The organism is Chitinophaga fulva, from assembly GCF_012927205.1.
GTDB classification, from domain to species: Bacteria; Bacteroidota; Bacteroidia; order Chitinophagales; family Chitinophagaceae; genus Chitinophaga; species Chitinophaga fulva.
On sequence record NZ_JABBGC010000001.1, the window covers coordinates 422557 to 441635 of the forward strand.

Sequence of the window (19079 nt, forward strand, 5' to 3'; positions counted from 1 at the left end):
TTTGCCTGATACATATTGACGCACAAAAAAAGCCCCGCCATACCGGCGGGGCTTTTCTCATTGTATAAGTTGGACTCCTGATTATCCGTTCATGGAGATCAGGAATTCTTCGTTGTTTTTAGTACCACGCATATGCTGCAGCATGAAGTGCATGGATTCGTCTGTATTCATATCTGCCAGGTGATTGCGCAGGATGTGGATACGTTTGAGCGCATCTTTGTCCAGCAGCAGATCGTCGCGGCGGGTAGAAGACGCAGATACGTCGATAGCCGGGAAGATACGTTTGTTAGCCAGTTTGCGGTCGAGCGCCAGTTCCATGTTACCGGTACCTTTAAACTCTTCGAAGATCACCTCGTCCATTTTGGAACCTGTATCAATCAGGGCAGTGGCCAGAATGGTGAGGGAACCGCCGTGTTCTATTTTACGGGCAGCACCGAAGAATTGTTTAGGTTTCTGCATGGCGTTAGCTTCCACACCACCGCTCAGCACCTTACCAGAGGCAGGGGCAACGGTATTGTGAGCTCTTGCCAGACGGGTGATGGAGTCGAGCAGGATCACTACATCGTGGCCACATTCTACCAGTCGTTTTGCTTTCTGCAAAGCGATAGCAGACACTTTCACGTGTTTTTCAGCTGGTTCATCAAAGGTAGACGCGATCACTTCTGCTTTTACGCTGCGTTCCATATCGGTCACCTCTTCCGGACGTTCATCGATCAGCACCACCATCAGATAAATTTCGGGGTGGTTGGTAGCGATAGCGTTGGCTACTTCTTTCAGCAGCATGGTTTTACCCACCTTCGGTTGCGCCACGATAAGGCCGCGCTGTCCTTTACCGATAGGGGTAAACATATCCATGATACGGGTGGAGTAGTTATTGGAAGTAGTTGTCAGCCTCAGTTTCTCGAACGGAAACAGCGGTGTCAGATAATCGAAAGGCACGCGGTCACGTACTTCTTCCGGTGATTTATTGTTGATCGTTTCTACTTTCAGCAGTGCAAAATATTTCTCTCCTTCTTTCGGCGGGCGAACGGAACCGTTCACAGTGTCGCCGGTTTTCAGGCCAAACAGTTTGATCTGGGAAGGAGATACATAAATATCATCAGGAGAGCTCAGGTAGTTATAATCAGAGGAGCGCAGGAAACCGTAGCCGTCGGGCATCATTTCCAGTACGCCTTCACTGAGGATCACGCCGTCGAACTCAATATTGAAAGCCACGTCCTTCTTGGGATAGCGCTGTTTCTGCGCAGCAGGAACAACAGGGTCCAAACCTTCCGGCATCACAAAATCATCATCCTCCTCTTCTTCTTCCTCTTCCAATGCCGGAACAGGCGCAGTTTCCTCTTCTTCTTCCGCTTCATCTTCTGTGAAAGCAGGAATGATGATATCATCATCATCATCAAAAGTGAGAGAAGGAATGCTGTCCAGGTCTATATCGAAATCTTTTATTTTAGATTTAGCTGCCGGAGCTGGAGCTGGTTCTGCTTCTACTTCTTTGCTTTTGCTTCCGGAAACTTTTTTGGTAGATTTTTTTGCGGCTGGTTTTTCTTCCGCAGAGGAGGGTTCTTCAGTCTCGTGATGCGCTTCGTCTTTCTTTACAGGTTTGCGTTTGCGTGCTTTTTTCTCTTCTCCGTTGGACTGGTTATCTTCTGAGGCCATCACCGCTTGTTTGTCCAGAATTTTGTAGATCAGGTCCTGTTTGTTCAGTTTTTTCGCGTTGGGAACATCAAGCTTCTCTGCAATGTCAAGCAGCTCAGGAACGAGCATGTCGTTCAATTGTAAGATGTCGTACATCATCTGTGTTGTCAAATTTTAGAAGTGTTGTGAGGCGGGTACCACTGCATACCAACATACACCAATTACAAATAATTGTTTTGTGTCAAGAAATTTAATAGATTATTAAATTTGATAGGGAATGATTGAGTTTAGGAACTGCTGATGAAGATGTGAATTTGAACTTAATCAGTCAGATTATACCGCAAGATTAAAACAAGTTTTATTATTATCCAAAAAAATTTCAGCCCAAATGCCCCGCAGTTAAAGCTGTGACGCCATTCGGGCCTCCTGCTCCGGGCTATAAATGCGGAAGGGCGCGGGCCTTAAAACCCGCTCTGATCATATATCCTTTTTTATATTATATTCATTTTTAACATTTCTTTTGCATCCAGGCAGGACTAATTATCTTGTAGGGACCGGCACAAGACGTTATGGACTATGGCCGGGAAAACTTATTTTTGCAATCCAAAATTTAATTTTTTATGAGCCAAAGACTGAAAGTCAAACAAATCTTGTCAGACGACAAGTCGCATTATGAAGCAACAGTAAAAGGTTGGGTACGGTCTTTCCGTAACAACCAGTTTATAGCTTTAAACGATGGCTCTACCAATAATAATTTACAGATCGTTATAGACGCTGAAAATACTGATGCAGCGCTGCTGAAAAGGATTACCACCGGTGCGGCCATCAGCGCTACCGGCCAGATCATCCCTTCTATGGGAAAAGGGCAGCGTGTGGAACTGAAAGCAGATACGCTCGAAATACTGGGCGACTGCGATCCGGAAAAATTTCCGCTGCAGCTGAAAAACAAGCCCAGCCTGGAATACCTGCGTGAGATCGCACACCTGCGTTTCCGCACCAACACCTTCGGTGCTATTTTCAGAATCCGTCACTCACTGGCATTCGCAGTACACAAGTTCTTCAATGAACACGGCTTTGTATACCTGCACACCCCTATCGTCACTGCATCCGACGCGGAAGGCGCAGGTGAAATGTTCCGGGTAACCACACTCGACATGCAAAACCCGCCCCGTACCGAAGCCGGCGATATTGATTACAAAGAAGACTTCTTCGGCAGGTCTACTAACCTAACCGTGTCCGGCCAGCTGGAAGGGGAACTGGGCGCTATGGCCCTGGGTGAAATCTACACCTTCGGCCCTACTTTCCGCGCAGAGAACTCCAACACAGCCCGCCACCTCGCTGAATTCTGGATGATAGAACCAGAAATGGCTTTCTACGCCCTGGAAGATAACATGGACCTCGCTGAAGCTTTCATCAAATCACTCATCGGCTATGTGCTGGAGCACAACCGCGAAGATCTCGACTTCCTCGCTACCCGCCTGGCAGAAGAGGAAAAACAAAAGCCGCAACAAGAACGCAGCGAAATGGGCCTGATCGAAAAACTGGAATTTGTGCTGCACAACGAATTTGTTCGCATCACCTATACGGAAGCAATCAGCATCCTGAAAGACAGCAAACCCAATAAGAACAAGAAGTTCCAGTATCTCATCGAAGGATGGGGCGCCGATCTTCAGAGCGAACATGAACGTTACCTGGTAGAAAAACATTTCAAAAAACCGGTTATCCTCACGGACTATCCGAAAGAAATCAAGTCTTTCTACATGAAGCTCAACGACGATAACAAAACCGTTCGTGCTATGGACATCCTGTTCCCCGGCATCGGTGAAATCGTAGGTGGTTCCCAACGTGAAGAGGACTACGACAAACTGGTACAACGCATGCAGGAAATGCACGTGCCGGTTGAAGAGCTGTCCTGGTACCTCGACACCCGCCGCTTCGGTACAGCACCGCACGCCGGTTTCGGTCTCGGTTTTGAACGCATGATGCTGTTCGTAACCGGTATGACCAACATCAGAGACGTGATACCGTTCCCAAGAACACCGAAGAATGCTGAATTCTAATCCCCAGGGCTGAAGCCCTGGGCTACCATGTAATTTATAAAACCCGTACAGGCTTGGCTTGTACGGGTTTTTTCTGTTAATGCCGGCCTGTTTTTATCCGATGAAATATCTACCCTGTATGGAAAATAAATGCTACTGCATCTTTTATGCAGAAAGCGCTTTCAACCAATTTCGTACATCCCAAACCGTTACTTATGGCTGAAATGAACAACGACGCGCCCAAGGGCCGTCACGGCAGTAAAAATGCCCGCTGCAGTAAAAAATCAACCCGCGTGGACATGACACCCATGGTGGACCTTGGCTTCCTGCTGATCACTTTTTTTATGCTGACCACCACGCTGGCCCAGCCCAAAACCATGCAACTGCTTATGCCCCGCAGCGATGGCGATTCCATGTCGCTGCCTGCCCAAAAAGCATTGACCGTTATTCTGGGGCCGCAGGGCCGCGTTGCCTGGTATGAAGGTATCGGTGATGATCCCACCGCACCACCGCAGGTCAACTACACCAGCTTCGCCAATCATAACGGTATCCGCGATGTAATTATCCGGAAGAAAGAAGTCGTGTACCAACATACCCAAAAGAATGACCTGATGGTATTGATCAAAGCTGTTAAACAGGCCCGCTATGAGAATGTGGTGGATATTATGGATGAAATGCTGATCAATCAGGTAGACCGCTACGCCATTGTAGATATCAATCAACAGGAAGAAGGCTACTTTAAATAATGACGAATGATGAGGTAGGAACTATGCACTTGCATTTGCATTTTCTTTAATACATAATTCCTACCTCATAATTCGTAATTGGATTCCGTACCTTTACCGCTCCAAAACAATATACGATATGGCAATAACCCATTCCATCCCCTCTGTAGATCTGGCGGACTTTACCTCTGGTGACGCCAGCCGGAAAGCTGCCTTTGTGCAGCAACTGGGAAAAGCTTACGAAGAAGTTGGATTTGTAGCAGTAAAGAATCATGGCATTCCTGATGAGCTGATTGCTGACCTCTACAAGTATGTTCAGCAGTTCTTCCAGCTGCCCTTTGACACAAAACATAATTACGAAATCCCTGAACTGGCGGGCCAGCGCGGCTACACCTCCTTCGGTAAAGAACATGCCAAAGGATATGAAGCCCCTGACCTGAAAGAGTTTTTCCAATTTGGACAAACTGTGGAAGACAACGATCCTATCGGATCAGAATATCCGCCGAATGTGCAGGTGGATGAAGTTCCGGCTTTTACGCCTACTTTCTTTAAAGCTTACCGCGGCTTTGAAACTTCCGGCAAATACCTGTTACAGGCTATCGCCCTGTTCCTCGGACTGGACGAAAATTATTTTGACAATAAGATCCACAATGGCAACTCTATCCTGAGGGCCATCCACTACCCTCCTATCAAAGAGGAGCCTAAATCAGCCATCAGGGCAGAACAACACGAAGATATCAACCTGATTACCCTGCTGGTGGGCGCCTCTGCCGACGGGTTACAGATCCTCGATAAACAAAACAACTGGGTACCGGTAACGTCCCTCCCGGAACAGATTGTGGTAAACGTAGGCGATATGTTGCAGCGTCTTACCAACAACCGGTTAAAATCCACTACCCACCGTGTGGTAAATCCTCCCCGCGAAATGTGGCATACCTCCCGTTATTCCATTCCTTTCTTCCTGCATCCTAAGTCCGCCATGAGACTGGATTGCCTGGAAAGCTGCATTACCGCAGAGAATCCACTGGCATACGAACCCATTTCCGCCGGTGAATATCTCGATGAAAGGCTGCGCGAAATCGGTCTGAAAAAATAAACTTCCTATAACGTTCAAAGTCCCGGCAGGACTACCTACCGGGACTTTTCGTTTATTCCTGCGCAAGGGCAAGTCTGGTTATTTCAGGCTTTTCAGCATGGTTATTTTATGCAAGGTTTTTCTGATATGGTCACTTTTTTGATCCGGGCACTATTTCATGCCGGTGGGTTATAAGCTTCACAGTACAAACTAGTTACAACGGATAAAAGGCCATATTCGATTACGTTAGCCACCCATATTACAAGTATTGTGCCCTTATTATATTACAGATTAGTATTATTAGCAACACTGTTGTATTTTGTCGGATTATTTTTACTAACTTATTGAAGCCTTCGAGCGGAATTCACTTTATCAATAACTGTGTTTCTACGTCATATACCTTTTTTAAAAGCGGTGCTATTACATAGCATAACTGCCTACGGTGGCCCGCAGGGGCATCTGGCAATGATGATGAAAACATTCGTATACCAGCGAAAAGATGTTACCGAGCAGGAACTGATGGAATATAATGCCTTCTGCCAGCTTCTCCCGGGTGCCTCCTCCTCTCAAACACTTACCCTTATAGGTTATAAACGTGGCGGTGTAATGCTCGCCATTGTTACCCTGCTGATCTGGATTACTCCTGCCTGTCTGCTGATGGGGTCGCTTAGTTTCCTGTTGCAGTATTTCGACAAGCGGGCACTTCAGACCGATATTTTCAAATACGTACAGCCGATGGCGGTAGGCTTTCTTGCTTTTGGCAGCATCAAAGCTTTCCGTATCAGTATCAATAACCTGGCGACCTTCGTGATTATGATCGTGGCCATGTTTGCCGCCTTTTACCTGAAATCGCCGTGGACTTTCCCGGCACTGATCATATTGGGGGGCATCGTGTCCAACTTCAGTAACAAACGTATCCCGGATATCCCGGACAAACCTAAAAAAATACAATGGGGAAACATCTGGCTGTTTGTGCTCATCTTTGTGCTGGCCGGTTTTTTCTCTGAATATGCACGTTCCCATGAGTGGATCACGCGCCGTCCTTTTAACCTTTTTGAGAACTTTTACCGTTTCGGCAGCCTGGTCTTTGGTGGCGGCGATATCCTCATTGCGATGATGCTGGAACAGTATGTGACCCGCACCAAGTCAAACTATATGACTGCGGAAGAGTTGCTGACAGGCGCCGGTATTATGCGTGCCCTTCCCGGGCCTACCTTCTCCATTTCTGCTTATGTAGGCGGTATGGCGATGCGCAACCTGGGCATGGGCTACCAGTTTCTCGGCTGTATTCTCGCTCCCATCGCTATCTTCCTGCCAAGCCTGTTACTGGTGCTTTTCTTTTTCCCTATCTGGCATAACCTGAAAAAATATGTGGTCATCTACCGCGCACTGGAAGGGATCAACTCCGTGGTAGTAGGTATCATGTGGGCAGCCACCCTTATCCTGTTTTTCGCTATTCCGATCAACTGGTACAACCTGCTGATCATGTTCACCACACTGGCATTGCTGCTGTTTACCAAACTGCCGTCACCGTTTATCGTAATTGCCTGCCTGATAATGGGCTGGCTGCTATAACTCAGATATTATATTCCTTGATTTTATTGTACAGTGTGGTGAGGCCTATATCCAACAGTTCCGCCGCCTTTGTTTTATTGCCTTTTACGTGGGCCAGCACCCGGATAATATGGCTTCGTTCCATATCCGCCAGCCGCAGGGAAGAAGACGTACTGTCTACCCCTTGCTGAAAATCAAACGGCAATGAAGACACATCCAGTATATCCGTGTCCGTGAGGATAGCGGCCCGCTCTAATACATTGCGCAGCTCCCGGATATTACCTTTCCAGCTATGCTGCTGCAATGCCTGTAGAAAAGCCGGGCTCATACCGGTCAGGCGTTTGTTCAGTTTAGGAGAAAACTGTTGAATAAACCAGGTAGCCAGCAGGGGGATGTCTTTTTTCCGTTCGTTGAGTGAAGGCAAAGAGATCTGGAATACAGAGAGCCGGTAAAACAGGTCTTCCCGGAAATTCCCGGCAGCTATTTCCTGCTCCAGGTGCCGGTTGGTAGCGGCAATTACCCGTACATCGGTCTTAACCGGTTTGGCTTCCCCTACTTTATAGAACTCCTGTGCTTCCAGGACCCGCAGTAGTTTAGCCTGCAATTCCACCGGCATCTCCCCCATTTCGTCCAGGAAGATGGTACCTCCGCGGGCTTCCTCAAAAAAGCCTTTCTTATCCTTTACCGCCCCGGTAAAGGCGCCGGCCACATGTCCAAACAGTTCACTTTCCAGGATATCCTTACCAATAGCGCTGCAGTTGACCGCCACAAAAGGCTGCTGGCGCCGGTTGCTGCCTTCATGAATAGCATGGGCAAACACTTCTTTGCCGGAGCCGGTTTCACCCAGCAGCAGCACGGTCATATCTGTTGGAGCCACCTTCCGGGCCAACTCCTTGGCAGCATTGATTTCAGGGGAATTACCCAGGATGTTGTCAAAATTATATTTACCGGCTATTTTCTTTTCCAGATCGCGGATGCGGAACTGTAGCCGGGCTTTGTCCATCGCTTTGCTGACCAGTGGCAGGATACGGTTGTTATCATCTCCTTTGGTGATATAATCAAAGGCGCCATTTTTAATGGCCTGTACACCGTCTGCAATATTGCCGTAGGCTGTCAGCACAATGGTTTCCACCTGTGGGAAACGGCTGCGGATAGTTTGTACGAGCTCCACGCCGTTGCCGTCCGGCAACTTTACGTCAGACAATACCACACTGACTTCCTCTTTTTCCAGGATTTTCATGGCAGAACGGATATTGCCCGCTTCATGCATGGTGTATCCTTCCAATGTTAACAACCGGCTTAGGAGCTTCCTCAGCTGGTCTTCATCGTCGATAATAAGTATATGACCCTTCAAGGTATTTCGTTATTTGGTTATTTGGGTAGGTAGATATTTTCTATTTACCACATAAACACAACAAAGTAACTAAATAACCAAATATCCTCTATCAAATATCCAAATATCAAAATATCAAAATATCAAAATAACCCAATAGTTAATACTATTCATCCTCGGTGGTTTTCTGATTGGCTTTAAAAACGAGGGCTGCCAGGAATGCCGCCAACACGCCCATCGCAATGTTGGCAAACAGCACAGTGCCCACGAACATAATCCAGAACCGTTGCTGTCCGAAGTTCATATTGCTGATAACATTAGCGTCGCCTACAAATTCATCCTGTATCATATGATGCCCTTCCTCTCCAATCACCAGGAAATAAAATACCAGGGAGAACACGGCCAGCAGGAAAGTAGCCAGCAAGGTAGTCTTCAGGCCCATCATAAAAGAAGAAATGGTAGAAGTATGCTGATGGTGTCTGCCATTATAGTGCACAACTGACAACATCACCCCTACCAAAAAAACGAGGCTCGTACAAAAGTCCGTCCATAGTTTTCCATACTGATGGGTGAGGTAAAAGACCACCGTCAGCGCCATACAAATGACCGCGATAATAACCCCGTACACAGGAGTCAGTTTCACATGGACTTGCGATGACTGTTGCATAGCTTTGGGTTTTAACGTGTCAAAAATCAGGTAACCGCCGACTGTTCTACATCCTGGATGAATCTACGCAAATCATTTTTTGCACTTTGAATATCGCGCCAGATATCGCCTATTTCGTTTATACGTTCCAGTGAGTTGAACATATCAAAATCACTGATCTTCAGTTTCTCATTCACTTCTTTCCATTGTAGCGGCATGGACACGGTGGCGCCAGGCCTGGGCCTTACTGAATAAGGTGATGCTACTGTCTGGCCCCGGCTGTTTTGCAGAAAATCAAGATACACCTTCTTATTGCGGGCCGATTTGGCCCGGGTAACACTGGTGCTCTTTGGCAACTGTTTGTTTACGTGACGGGCAATGTATTCCGCAAATAACCGCCCGGTATCATAGCTGTGTTTTCCCCCGGTGGGAATATAAATATGCAGCCCGGTAGAGCCGGAAGTTTTGCAGAAGGTCGTTATTTTATATGGGTCAAGGAAAGCCTTGATATGCAGGGCAGCTTCTACCACATACTTAAAATCGATGTTCTCCGGATCGAGGTCCATTACCACGTAATCAGGATTATCCAGTTTACTGGTGCGGGACAGCCATGGATTGATCTCTATACAACCCAGGTTGACCATATAAGCCAGCGTAGCTTCGTTGTTGCATAACAGGTAGTCCACATCCCTTCTGGCAGAAGCAGCATGCAAAGCAACACTCTTAATCCATGCCGGCGCCTGTTCCAGGTCGAGGTCTTTCTGATAAAACGAAGGCTTGTCAATCCCGTTCGGGAAGCGGTGCAACGACATGGGCCTGTCTTTCAGATGCGGCAGTATATACTGTGCAACCGACAGGTAATAATCCACCAGCTGGCCTTTGGTGATCTTCTCTTGGGGCCAGTATATTTTCTGTTGATTGGTAAGGTTTACCTTTTTGCTATTGAGCGTAATAACGCGGTCCTTTTCTACAGTAGTGGTAGCAGTGGCCATAGTCTGAACTGTTTTAGGTGTTTCCGGATGTACGTCTGCAGGTGGTTTATCTTCTCTTAATCCCAGAAATACCGGCATACGGAGGATACCGTCGCCGGTCCATTCCGAAAATTTCACCTGGCACACCAGTTTAGGCTTCACCCAGGTGATGGGCATGTCTGTCTTTATTTTACGGCCAAAGGGCGAAGCTTGTTGCACCAGTGGCTGCAGTTTCTTATACAGCATGTCAAGCGTAACCTCATTGAGGCCGCCGCCACAGTTGCCGATGTATTTCAGCTGTTTATCATCATACAAGCCGAGTACCAGAGCGCCCAGTTTCTTACGGCTGCCTCTCGGTGCGGTAAATCCGCAGATGATGGCTTCCTGCTCGTTGGTGACTTTTATCTTCAGCCAGGAGGCAGACCGGCGGCCTTCTTCGTACAGGCTGTCTGTTTTTTTGGCGATCATCCCTTCCCATTGCTGGTGTCGGGCTTTCTCAAAAAATTCTTTCCCTTTTTTGAGTACATGGCCGGAATACTGTACCCGCTTGTCTTTAAGCTGTGTCACAACATCTTTCAGCAGACTTTTTCGCTCCAATAACGTCAGTTGCTGAAGTTCAACACCATTGAGATGCAACAGGTCAAACACCATGTAAACAAGATTGCCTTTGCCGGTCGTTTTATAATTCTGTAAGGATTGGAAATGTGAATTCTTTTTACTGTCGAGTACGATAATCTCTCCGTCCAGTACCACATTGTGCGCAATATTCTCTACGGCCGCCACCACAGCGGGATAGTCTTTTCCGAAGTCTTTTTCATTGCGGGAGTAAAGTTGTACTGTATGATTTTGCACCGCAGCAATAGCGCGATATCCGTCCCATTTAGTTTCAAACAGCCAGTCGGCGTCATCAAAGGGAGCATCTACCAATGTGGCCAGCATAGGCTTATAGACCTTTTTAATGGTTTCTTTCTTACGGGAGGATGTCGATTTCTTTACCGGCCCGGGTGTGGGGATTGGGCTTTTTTTTTACGGCCGGATTCTTTCTCACGGAGACCTTGTGCTTTTACACGCTCCGGCGTATAGTCTTCACTGTCATACTTCTCTTTCACGTATTTATCGCGGTGTTTGATCAGCAACCAGGCATTATCATCGGAGGCTTTCATCTTCACCAGGGCAAATTCCCCTTTTAGTTTTTTTCCATTCAGCACCACTTTCAGGTCGCCAGCCTGTATTTCTTTCAGTGCTTCTTTATCGAAGCTTTTACCATCATCACGCAGCAGTTCAAACGTGCCTTTATCCCAGATGTACACGGTGCCGGCGCCATAGTTTCCTTTGGGAATGGTGCCTTCAAAATCCTTATAGTCGTACGGATGGTCTTCTACCTGCATGGCCAGGCGTTTATCGGCGGGGTCCAGCGAAGGGCCTTTGGGCACAGCCCAGCTTTTCAGTACGCCATCCACCTCGAGACGGAAATCGTAATGCAGCCGGGTAGCATGATGACGTTGTACCACAAAGACGTGTTTCCCTTTTTCCGGCTTGCCGGCGGTGGGCTCTGTGGTGTCCCCGAAGTTCCGTTTCTGTTTATATCTGGCGAGACTCATGAGGCGCGTTTTTTAGAAGAGGATGGTTTGGCGCCCAGACTGGCTTTCAGCTGATCAAACAGGTCATCGCTCTTGGTATGTACCACCTGTAACTTCTTCACCACCGGTTTCTTACCACTGGCTTTGGCTTTAATGATCTTGAGCAGTTCCGCTTTGTATTCATCTTTATACTGACTAATATCGAATTTTGCAGCGTACTGTTTGATCAGTTCAATAGCCATGTCCAGCTCCCGTTTAGCTATTTTAACGTTATCAGGTAGACTGAGATCTTCAGCCGAGCGTATCTCCTCTTCATAGCGCAGCTGTTGCAGCAGCAGGTAGTTTTCCCGGGGCCTGATGACGGACAGATGTTCCTGCGTACGCAGCACGAAACGGCTGAGCCCCGCTTTTCCTGTTTTCTGTAAAGCTTCCAGCAACAGTTCATATGCTTTTTCCCCACCTTTGGCCGGTTCTAAAAAATAAGGATTTTCAAAATAGATATCATCTATAGAAGCCTCATCCACAAAGGATTCTATTTCGATAATCTTACTTTTTTTGGGACTGGCGGCTTCAAAATCATCATCTTCCAGTACCACATATTCATCATTGTAGAGATATCCTTTCACAATTTGTTCCCAGGGCACCTCTTTTCCGGTATTTTCATTCACTCTTTTAAACCGGATATGGGCCAGTCCCTGGCTGTCGAGCATATCGAGGTCCAGCTTGCTGTCCTGTGTGGCACTATATAATTTGACGGGTATATTCACCAACCCGAATCCTATTGATCCTGACCAAATTGCACGCATGGTGTGAAGGTTTTGGTTACACGTTAATGTTTAACACAAATGGTACCAGTGTACGCTATAATGGTAAACAGCGCGGCATAACTTTTGGTTTTTCCGTTGGTAACCAAAAAACCTTATTTTATGGAAAAGCCTGGAGAAATGACAACACTTACACGCGTTCTGGAGCGGTTACATGAAAAAGGATATGATCATGAGCTGAAGATGAGTGACCACGGCAGAATGCAATCGCCGGACACGCAGAAAATCTATAATCCGGAAGATCTCACCATCATTAAAACCTATCGTTTTGAAGGGGAATCAGACCCGTCAGATTCTTCCATACTGTATTTGATGGAAGACGCCGAGGGCAACAAAGGGTATGTACTGGATGCTTATGGTGTTTACACCTCACATGATGAGCCCTGGTTCGACGAGTTCATCAAAAAAATCAAAGTAGAAGACAGAGAAGAACAGTTGCTATTTGGCTAACTGCTTCAGATAATGCAGCAAAACTTTTTCATCAGCATGCAACCCGTCACCGTTGGCGGGTTGTTTGTTTTTGCCCGGATGGGCAACAAAAAGGCCCCTGTACAGAGACAGGGACCCTTGCAGTTTCGATTCAACAACTAACAATCTTTTAAACAAGCGTGGTTTATTCGGCAGCTGCTTCATCATTCACGGTAGATTCAGCTATTTCTGTGAGCAAACTGTCTGCATGTTTTTCTTCTTCAAGTGTTTGTTCCAGCAGTTCCGCTGCATCCGCGTGTCCCATGACATTAGCCAGTGTACGGAGGCTACCGTAGGCAGATATTTCGTAGTGTTCCACTTTTTGAGCGGAGATGATAATACCGGCGTCCCGTACCATGGAATCTTCTTCTGTATCATCTACCCCGCGCTGGGCTTCCCTGATGAGGCCTTCCATGGCTTCACATTTTTTAGCCTGGGCTTTTTTGCCCATCATTTCAAAAATATCTTCCAGCCGGGCAACATGGATTTTTGTTTCTTCCAGATGGTGGCCAATGGCATCTTTAAGGTCTTCGGAGGTAGCAGCTTTCTGCATCCTGGGCAGGGCTTTTACCAGATTTTTTTCGGCCCAGTAAATATCTTTCAGTTCATCCATGAACAGTTCATGGAATTTAGAATTGCTCATTAGCTCCCTTGATCGCTGGGCGGGCTTTCTGGCAATGGAGGCCGTTTTTGTTGTTGTTCTGGACATACGCATAAACGTAAATTTAGTTGCGTGACGAAATGTTAGTTATCCGGTTTGTGTCTTTGAAACGCTTTCTCAGCCTGTGGATCTGCCGGTTGGTGGGGAACGTCCCTTTCAGGCAGTTCTTCCGGTATTGGTTCAGGCTTGTCAGGCGGTGGTTGCACAGGTGTCGGCTGTTCCTTTCCCGGTTGTTCTTTATCGGGCGTAGGTTCCTCTTCTGGCTTTTGTCTTTCCGGGTTCATAGCTTGCTGTTTTATGGGTTAAATAACTCCTGAAAAAAATCAAAGTTCATTCCAATGCCGGCATATTCGTTATCCACATCTGCTTACATCCGTCGCAAACATCGTGCTGCAAAGATTTTCAGACGTCAATAGCGCTCACCTACAATGCCAGCCGCACAATACATTTATAACTCCGCATGAGCCGTAGAAATAAGTGGCATACTGTGGAAATAGTTGCGCAGAAAGGGCTCCGGAAAATACGCAGATCTGGTCATCTGTTTTTTACGCATAAAATAGTATCTTGAATTGCTTACACAATTACCACCTATTTGAAGAGACCAAATGCACTTTCCAGTATATAAAAAAATACGCATCGGATTTTTCATTGCCTTTACGGTTATTATCGCTGCATCCATCTTCTCCTACCTGGTGGCTAAAAACCTGCTGGAAAATGCCGGCAGGCTGAATCATGCCATCGAAGTGTCCAAACGGCTGGAAGTGATCACCCGTCAGCTAAAAGAAGCTGAGGCCGCCATCCGGGGTTATAACCTTACGAAAGACAGCTCTTTCCTGGACCCCAGCATGGAGGAAAGAAGCAAACGTATAGAAAGGGAATATCTGCTCTTACGTAAAATCACCGCTGAAAGCCCGCGACAGCAGAAGCACCTGGATACCCTCCGGCAATTACTGACCATCAAATACCAGCAGCTGATGACCGGCAGCCAGACGGTGACCGTTGCCCGACAGGAAAGCTCCGTGAAAGAAGGGGAAAAAGCCGCTGACCGGCTGGACCGCAAGGTGCAGGACATGATACGCATTGAAGAAAACCAGGTACATGAAAAATCAAAGCTGTTTCATTTCTTCTCCGTATTGTGGGTACCCGTGATCTTCATCTCCTCGATCGTGGCCATCCTGATAGGCATCTATTCCTATGTGACGCTTACCCGCGAGTTCAGGCTGCAGCTGCATATCGAGAGCAAGATGAAATCCTATCAGCGCGATCTTCAGCAAAACATCTCCCTGCTCAATAAAACCAACCAGGAACTGGAACAGTTTGCTTATGTGGCCTCCCACGACCTACAGGAGCCACTGCGTAAGATATCCACCTTCAGTGACCGGTTGCAGATGAAATACAAAGACCAGCTCCCCCCGGATGCTACCCAGCTGATAGACCGCATGGTATCTGCCGTGTCCCGTATGCGGGTACTGATCAACGATCTCCTGGTGTTCTCCCGGGCGGGGCGCATTACCCCGGAAAGCATCACCCGTGTGGATATGAACGTGCTGCTACAGGAAGTGCTCACTGACCTTGAAGTGACCCTGGAAGAGAAAAAAGTGACCGTCACTTACGACAGTCTGCCGGAAATAGAAGGCAGTGATACTTCTTTTCACCAGCTGTTCCAGAATATTCTCGCTAACGCCATCAAATTTGCCAGCCCTGACCGGCCGTTGGCAATCAATATCCAGCAGCAGGTACTGACCGGTAAAGAGCTCAGATTAGTGAAGGAAAGCCGGTGGGATACGCTCTTCTGTCGTATCAGCATAGCAGACAACGGCATCGGCTTCGACCCCGCCTTTGCTGAACGTATCTTCCTGATCTTCCAGCGCCTGCACGGCATCAGCGAATACACCGGCACTGGTATCGGACTGGCTATCTGCAAAAAAATTGTTGACAGCCACAACGGTTTCATTTTCGCGGAAGGCGAGCCTGGAGAGGGGGCTACTTTTGTCATCGTTTTACCCCTTGTTCAGGGCAATAAAAATGAGGTTTGATACGATTTAAGAAAAGATTAGCACTTTTATTGCGGAGGCAAACGTTATCTGAACTTTTGCCACACTTTAACTTATCCAGATGAGCGAACGACCGATACAGATACTCATGATCGATGATGATGAAGATGATTTTTTCCTGGTAACGGAACTATTGCGCGATATTTCTCCCGGCCAATACACCCTGGAATGGGCCTCTACGTATCAAAAAGGCGTTGAAGCCATTGAACGAAAAGCCCATGACATATTCCTGGTAGATTACCGGCTGGGGCCGCACACGGGCCTGGACATCCTCCATCATCTTCAGGAAATGCAATACAGCATGCCCGTCATTATGCTTACCGGCAAAGGCGATTATGCCATCGACCAGGAAGCCATGAAAGCCGGCGCCTATGACTATCTTGTAAAAGGCGAAATCACCGCCGATCTGCTGGAACGTTCCATCCGCTATGCACTCGACGAATACAAACACCTACGCACCATCGAAGAAAGTGAGAAAAAATACTTCGGCATCTTTGAAAAAGCACACGACCTCATCATTCTGGCCGATTGCGATAAAAACATCATCGATGCCAATCCGGCTGCCCTCCGGAGATTACAGTATCAGAAAGACGAAATCCTGAAGCTGCACCTGCGCGATCTCTTTACCATACAGGAACAAAGCGAACAATTCCTCAACAACATCAGCAACGATGGCGCTACCGGCGTACAGGAATATGAATTCAAAACACGCGATAGCAAAAAACTATTTGTGCTCATCAATGCAGTCATGCTGGATGAAGCAGAACAAATCTTCCTGTGCGTGATACAGGATATCACAGAGAAAAAAAGAGAGGAACAGGAAAAACAACATCAGGAAAAATTCGTGATCACAGGACGCATTGCCCGGGTGATTGCCCATGAAGTAAGAAACCCGCTCACCAATATACTGCTGGCCGTAAGCCAGTTCAAAGAAGAAGAAGACGTTGCCGCCAACGATGACTCTGGCTTGTACACAGACATCATTGAACGTAACTGTACCCGCATTAATCAGTTGATCACCGAACTGCTGGACAGCACCCGTATGATAGAGCTGCACACAGCGGAACATGGTATTAACCAACTGATCGAAAATGCGCTTAAACTATCGCAAGACCGTATGCAGCTGCATGAAATGCGGCTCAACAAACAACTGGTTGCCCCCGATATCAAAGTGAATGCAGACGATGAGAAGGTGGTGATTGCCTTTCTGAATATCATTATCAACGCGATCGAGGCCATGGCTCCGGGCAAAGGCATCCTCACCGTTACCACCCGGCGCAATCAGGACAAAGCACAGGTACAGATCTCCGACAATGGCATTGGCATTCCGGAGGAAAAACTTTCGCGCCTGTTTGACCCGTTTTACACCAATAAAGCCAAGGGAACAGGTTTAGGCCTTACCAGCACGCAAAACATCCTGTTAAATCATAAGGGGACCATCCACGTAGACAGTGAACAGGGCAAAGGAACAACTTTTACCATCACATTGCCGGCGGTTTAGTTTCTCCCGGTCCGGCATCTTCGGGATATTTCTTACGTCTACGCAAATGTTCTTCATGTTTACTGAGTGCGCCGTTAATCGCTTCTTCCACAGAGTGCGATTCATTCATGCTGATTTTTCTGGCAGTTTCTTCTGCCATCACATGATAGTATTTATGCAGGATATCCAGCTCTTCTTCGGAAAGATTTTCCACATCAATCAGCCGGTTGCTGGCCTGTTTGTGTGCAGCAATCAATTCATTCAGCTTCAGCTGGATGGACTTGGAGTCTTTGTTTTGTGATTTCTGAATGAGGAACACCATCAGGAAAGTGATAATGGTGGTACCGGTATTGATCACCAGTTGCCAGGTATCGGAGTAATGAAATACGGGGCCGGTCAATCCCCAGACGATGATGACGCCCAGCGCAACAAAAAAAGCCCAAGCGCTGCCGGTAGCGGCAATTACTTTGGCGGCCATGGCTTCAAAAAATCTGATACCGGATTTTTTCTCGGATAATGGTTTCATAGCTGCCTCTTTTATTGTAAGAAGATGCAGGCAAATAAATCTGCCTGCATCTCACCCTATTTAGTAGTTGATATTCAGCAAGCGCAATTTATTGTACAGCGTTTTGCGGTCGATGTTTAACAGTTGTGCCGCTTTGGTTTTATTATATTTTACTTCTTTGAGCACATTGATGATTTTATTGTATTCAGCCTGCAGTGCAACGGTTTTCAGGTCGTTATCATTAGCCATGATGGCTAGTTCTCCCGTTATCTGCAATTCTTCCTGTGGTTGGGCAAATGATTCTTTCATTTCCAGCGGAAGGGCCGCCATGTTGATTTCCTGCATTTCCGGCGTCAGCAGGCAGGCGCGGCGAATGATATTTTTCAGTTCGCGGATATTACCCGGCCAATTGTACTGTTGGAAGCATTTCCACACTTCCGGAGATATTTTACCACAGGATTTCTCCAGTTCTTTTTCCACTTGTTCCACGAAGGATGCTACAAACAGCGGCAGGTCTTCTCTGCGCTCACGTAGTGGCGGGATATAGATAGTGAATTCATTGAACCGGTGGAAGAGGTCTTCCCGGAATTTTCCGCGCTGTACTGATTCCGACAGTTTTTCGTTGGAAGCTACGATGATGCGGACGTCTACCGGTATTTCCTTAAGGCTGCCCACCCGGCGGATCACTTTTTCCTGTAATACACGGAGCATGGCTACCTGGATGTCGTAAGAGAGATTGGAAATTTCATCGAGGAAAAGCGTGCCTCCCTGAGCCTGTTCAAAGGCGCCGATTTTAGTGCCGATGGCGCCGGTAAAGGAGCCTTTTTCGTGGCCAAACAATTCACTGGCGGCCAGTTCTTTGGAGAGGCTTCCGCAGTCCAGTGCTACAAACGGCTGCGACGAACGTTTACTGTGATGATGTATCAGGTGTGCCACAGACTCTTTACCAGTACCGGTTTCCCCGAAGATGATCACACTGTAATCAGTGGGCGCTACCAGTTTTATCTGGCGAATCAATTCGCGGGCACCTTCACTTTCACCGTAAACATATTTATCATTTTTCTCACTTTGGTTGCGGGACAGGAGTGTTTCGCGGGCTTCAGGCGCACTGCCGGCATCTACCGGCTGCACTGCCATGCGTTCCTGTTCGGATTCCTTATGTGCAAAAGCTTTGTGCACCAGGTTAAGTATTTCATCCGGATACAGCGGCTTGGACAAATAATCATACGCGCCGTTCTTTACCATTTCCACGGCTACACGCACATCGGTATAGCCGGTGATGATAATGACGATTGTCTGCGGATTGATTTGATGGATGTCTTGCAGCAACTGTGCACCATCTGTATCTTTCAGCCTGTAATCGCACAATACGAGATCAAATGTTTTTTCTTTCATCATTTTGAGCGCAGCAGCGCCCGTCATGGTGGTATCTACATTGAACCCATGTTTGCTCAGAAATTTACTGAGGAGCGTACAGATATTGATTTCGTCATCTATAATCAGAATATTTTTCATACTTCTCTAATATG

At 47.2% G+C, this 19079-nt stretch carries 18 protein-coding genes; 7 read left to right on the forward strand and 11 right to left on the reverse strand.

All coding sequences use genetic code 11. The features are described 5' to 3' along the window. Positions 1-81 precede the first annotated feature (81 nt). A complete protein-coding gene (rho, locus tag HHL17_RS01845) occupies positions 82-1791 on the reverse strand; it encodes a transcription termination factor Rho (protein WP_169225880.1) in 1710 nt (569 codons plus the stop codon). A gap of 464 nt (positions 1792-2255) precedes the next feature. Here rho and asnS point away from each other — a divergent pair, with 464 nt between their 5' ends. The 4 genes from asnS to HHL17_RS01865 all read left to right on the forward strand — a co-directional run bounded on the left by asnS (position 2256) and on the right by HHL17_RS01865 (position 7049). Then, entirely contained in the window at positions 2256-3695 is a 1440-nt protein-coding gene (asnS, locus tag HHL17_RS01850; RefSeq protein ID WP_169223101.1) for an asparagine--tRNA ligase, read from the forward strand. A 194-nt stretch (positions 3696-3889) separates the two neighbouring features. Continuing rightward, a complete protein-coding gene (locus tag HHL17_RS01855; RefSeq protein WP_169223102.1) occupies positions 3890-4420 on the forward strand; it encodes an ExbD/TolR family protein in 531 nt (176 codons plus the stop codon). Between the two features lie 118 nt (positions 4421-4538). Beyond that, positions 4539-5495, forward strand: a complete 957-nt coding sequence (locus HHL17_RS01860) for an isopenicillin N synthase family dioxygenase (protein WP_169223103.1) — start codon at positions 4539-4541, stop codon at positions 5493-5495. A gap of 450 nt (positions 5496-5945) precedes the next feature. Continuing rightward, on the forward strand, positions 5946-7049 hold the full coding sequence (locus HHL17_RS01865; RefSeq protein WP_240975546.1) for a chromate transporter: 1104 nt from the start codon (positions 5946-5948) through the stop codon (positions 7047-7049). Between the two features lies 1 nt (position 7050). On the opposite strand, the gene HHL17_RS01870 is transcribed toward HHL17_RS01865, so the two are convergent. The 5 genes from HHL17_RS01870 to ku all read right to left on the reverse strand — a co-directional run bounded on the left by HHL17_RS01870 (position 7051) and on the right by ku (position 12364). Beyond that, positions 7051-8382, reverse strand: coding sequence for a sigma-54-dependent transcriptional regulator (locus tag HHL17_RS01870; protein WP_169223105.1), 1332 nt, complete (start codon positions 8380-8382; stop codon positions 7051-7053). Between the two features lie 145 nt (positions 8383-8527). Continuing rightward, a complete protein-coding gene (locus HHL17_RS01875; protein ID WP_169223106.1) occupies positions 8528-9028 on the reverse strand; it encodes a hypothetical protein in 501 nt (166 codons plus the stop codon). A gap of 26 nt (positions 9029-9054) precedes the next feature. Next, positions 9055-10917 (reverse strand): DNA ligase D, encoded by a 1863-nt coding sequence (ligD, locus tag HHL17_RS01880; RefSeq protein WP_169223107.1) that lies wholly within the window; start codon positions 10915-10917, stop codon positions 9055-9057. Between the two features lie 53 nt (positions 10918-10970). Beyond that, entirely contained in the window at positions 10971-11579 is a 609-nt protein-coding gene (locus tag HHL17_RS01885; RefSeq protein ID WP_169223108.1) for a DNA polymerase ligase N-terminal domain-containing protein, read from the reverse strand. After that, on the reverse strand, positions 11576-12364 hold the full coding sequence (gene ku, locus HHL17_RS01890) for a non-homologous end joining protein Ku (RefSeq protein ID WP_169223109.1): 789 nt from the start codon (positions 12362-12364) through the stop codon (positions 11576-11578). Before ku ends, HHL17_RS01885 begins: the two co-directional genes overlap by 4 nt. A 120-nt stretch (positions 12365-12484) precedes the next feature. Between ku and HHL17_RS01895 the strand changes: the two genes are divergently transcribed. Beyond that, positions 12485-12832 carry a hypothetical protein gene (locus HHL17_RS01895; protein WP_169223110.1) on the forward strand — a complete coding sequence of 116 codons (348 nt, stop codon included), beginning with the start codon at positions 12485-12487 and terminating at the stop codon, positions 12830-12832. Here HHL17_RS01895 and HHL17_RS01900 read toward each other — a convergent pair. From HHL17_RS01900 to HHL17_RS01910, 3 genes are read right to left on the reverse strand one after another with little or no spacing between them, the layout of a single operon-like run. Continuing rightward, the gene (locus HHL17_RS01900) at positions 12821-13018 is read right to left on the reverse strand and encodes a hypothetical protein (protein WP_169223111.1); all 198 of its coding nucleotides are present in this window, start codon (positions 13016-13018) and stop codon (positions 12821-12823) included. The two genes, HHL17_RS01895 and HHL17_RS01900, sit on opposite strands and share 12 nt — an antisense overlap. Then, entirely contained in the window at positions 12996-13565 is a 570-nt protein-coding gene (locus tag HHL17_RS01905) for a YciE/YciF ferroxidase family protein (protein ID WP_240975070.1), read from the reverse strand. Before HHL17_RS01905 ends, HHL17_RS01900 begins: the two co-directional genes overlap by 23 nt. Positions 13566-13594: 29 nt before the next feature. Further along, a complete protein-coding gene (locus HHL17_RS01910) occupies positions 13595-13795 on the reverse strand; it encodes a hypothetical protein (protein ID WP_169223112.1) in 201 nt (66 codons plus the stop codon). Between the two features lie 321 nt (positions 13796-14116). Between HHL17_RS01910 and HHL17_RS01915 the strand changes: the two genes are divergently transcribed. Together HHL17_RS01915 and HHL17_RS01920 are read left to right on the forward strand one after the other, a co-directional pair. After that, positions 14117-15547: a sensor histidine kinase gene (locus HHL17_RS01915; RefSeq protein WP_169223113.1), complete on the forward strand. Its 1431-nt coding sequence runs from the start codon at positions 14117-14119 to the stop codon at positions 15545-15547. Between the two features lie 79 nt (positions 15548-15626). Then, a complete protein-coding gene (locus tag HHL17_RS01920; RefSeq protein WP_169223114.1) occupies positions 15627-17066 on the forward strand; it encodes a hybrid sensor histidine kinase/response regulator in 1440 nt (479 codons plus the stop codon). Here the strand turns inward: HHL17_RS01920 and HHL17_RS01925 are convergent. Together HHL17_RS01925 and HHL17_RS01930 are read right to left on the reverse strand one after the other, a co-directional pair. Next, positions 17047-17571, reverse strand: coding sequence for a low affinity iron permease family protein (locus tag HHL17_RS01925; protein ID WP_206155891.1), 525 nt, complete (start codon positions 17569-17571; stop codon positions 17047-17049). The two genes, HHL17_RS01920 and HHL17_RS01925, sit on opposite strands and share 20 nt — an antisense overlap. A 60-nt stretch (positions 17572-17631) precedes the next feature. Continuing rightward, the gene (locus HHL17_RS01930) at positions 17632-19065 is read right to left on the reverse strand and encodes a sigma-54-dependent transcriptional regulator (protein WP_169223115.1); all 1434 of its coding nucleotides are present in this window, start codon (positions 19063-19065) and stop codon (positions 17632-17634) included. Positions 19066-19079 lie beyond the last annotated feature (14 nt).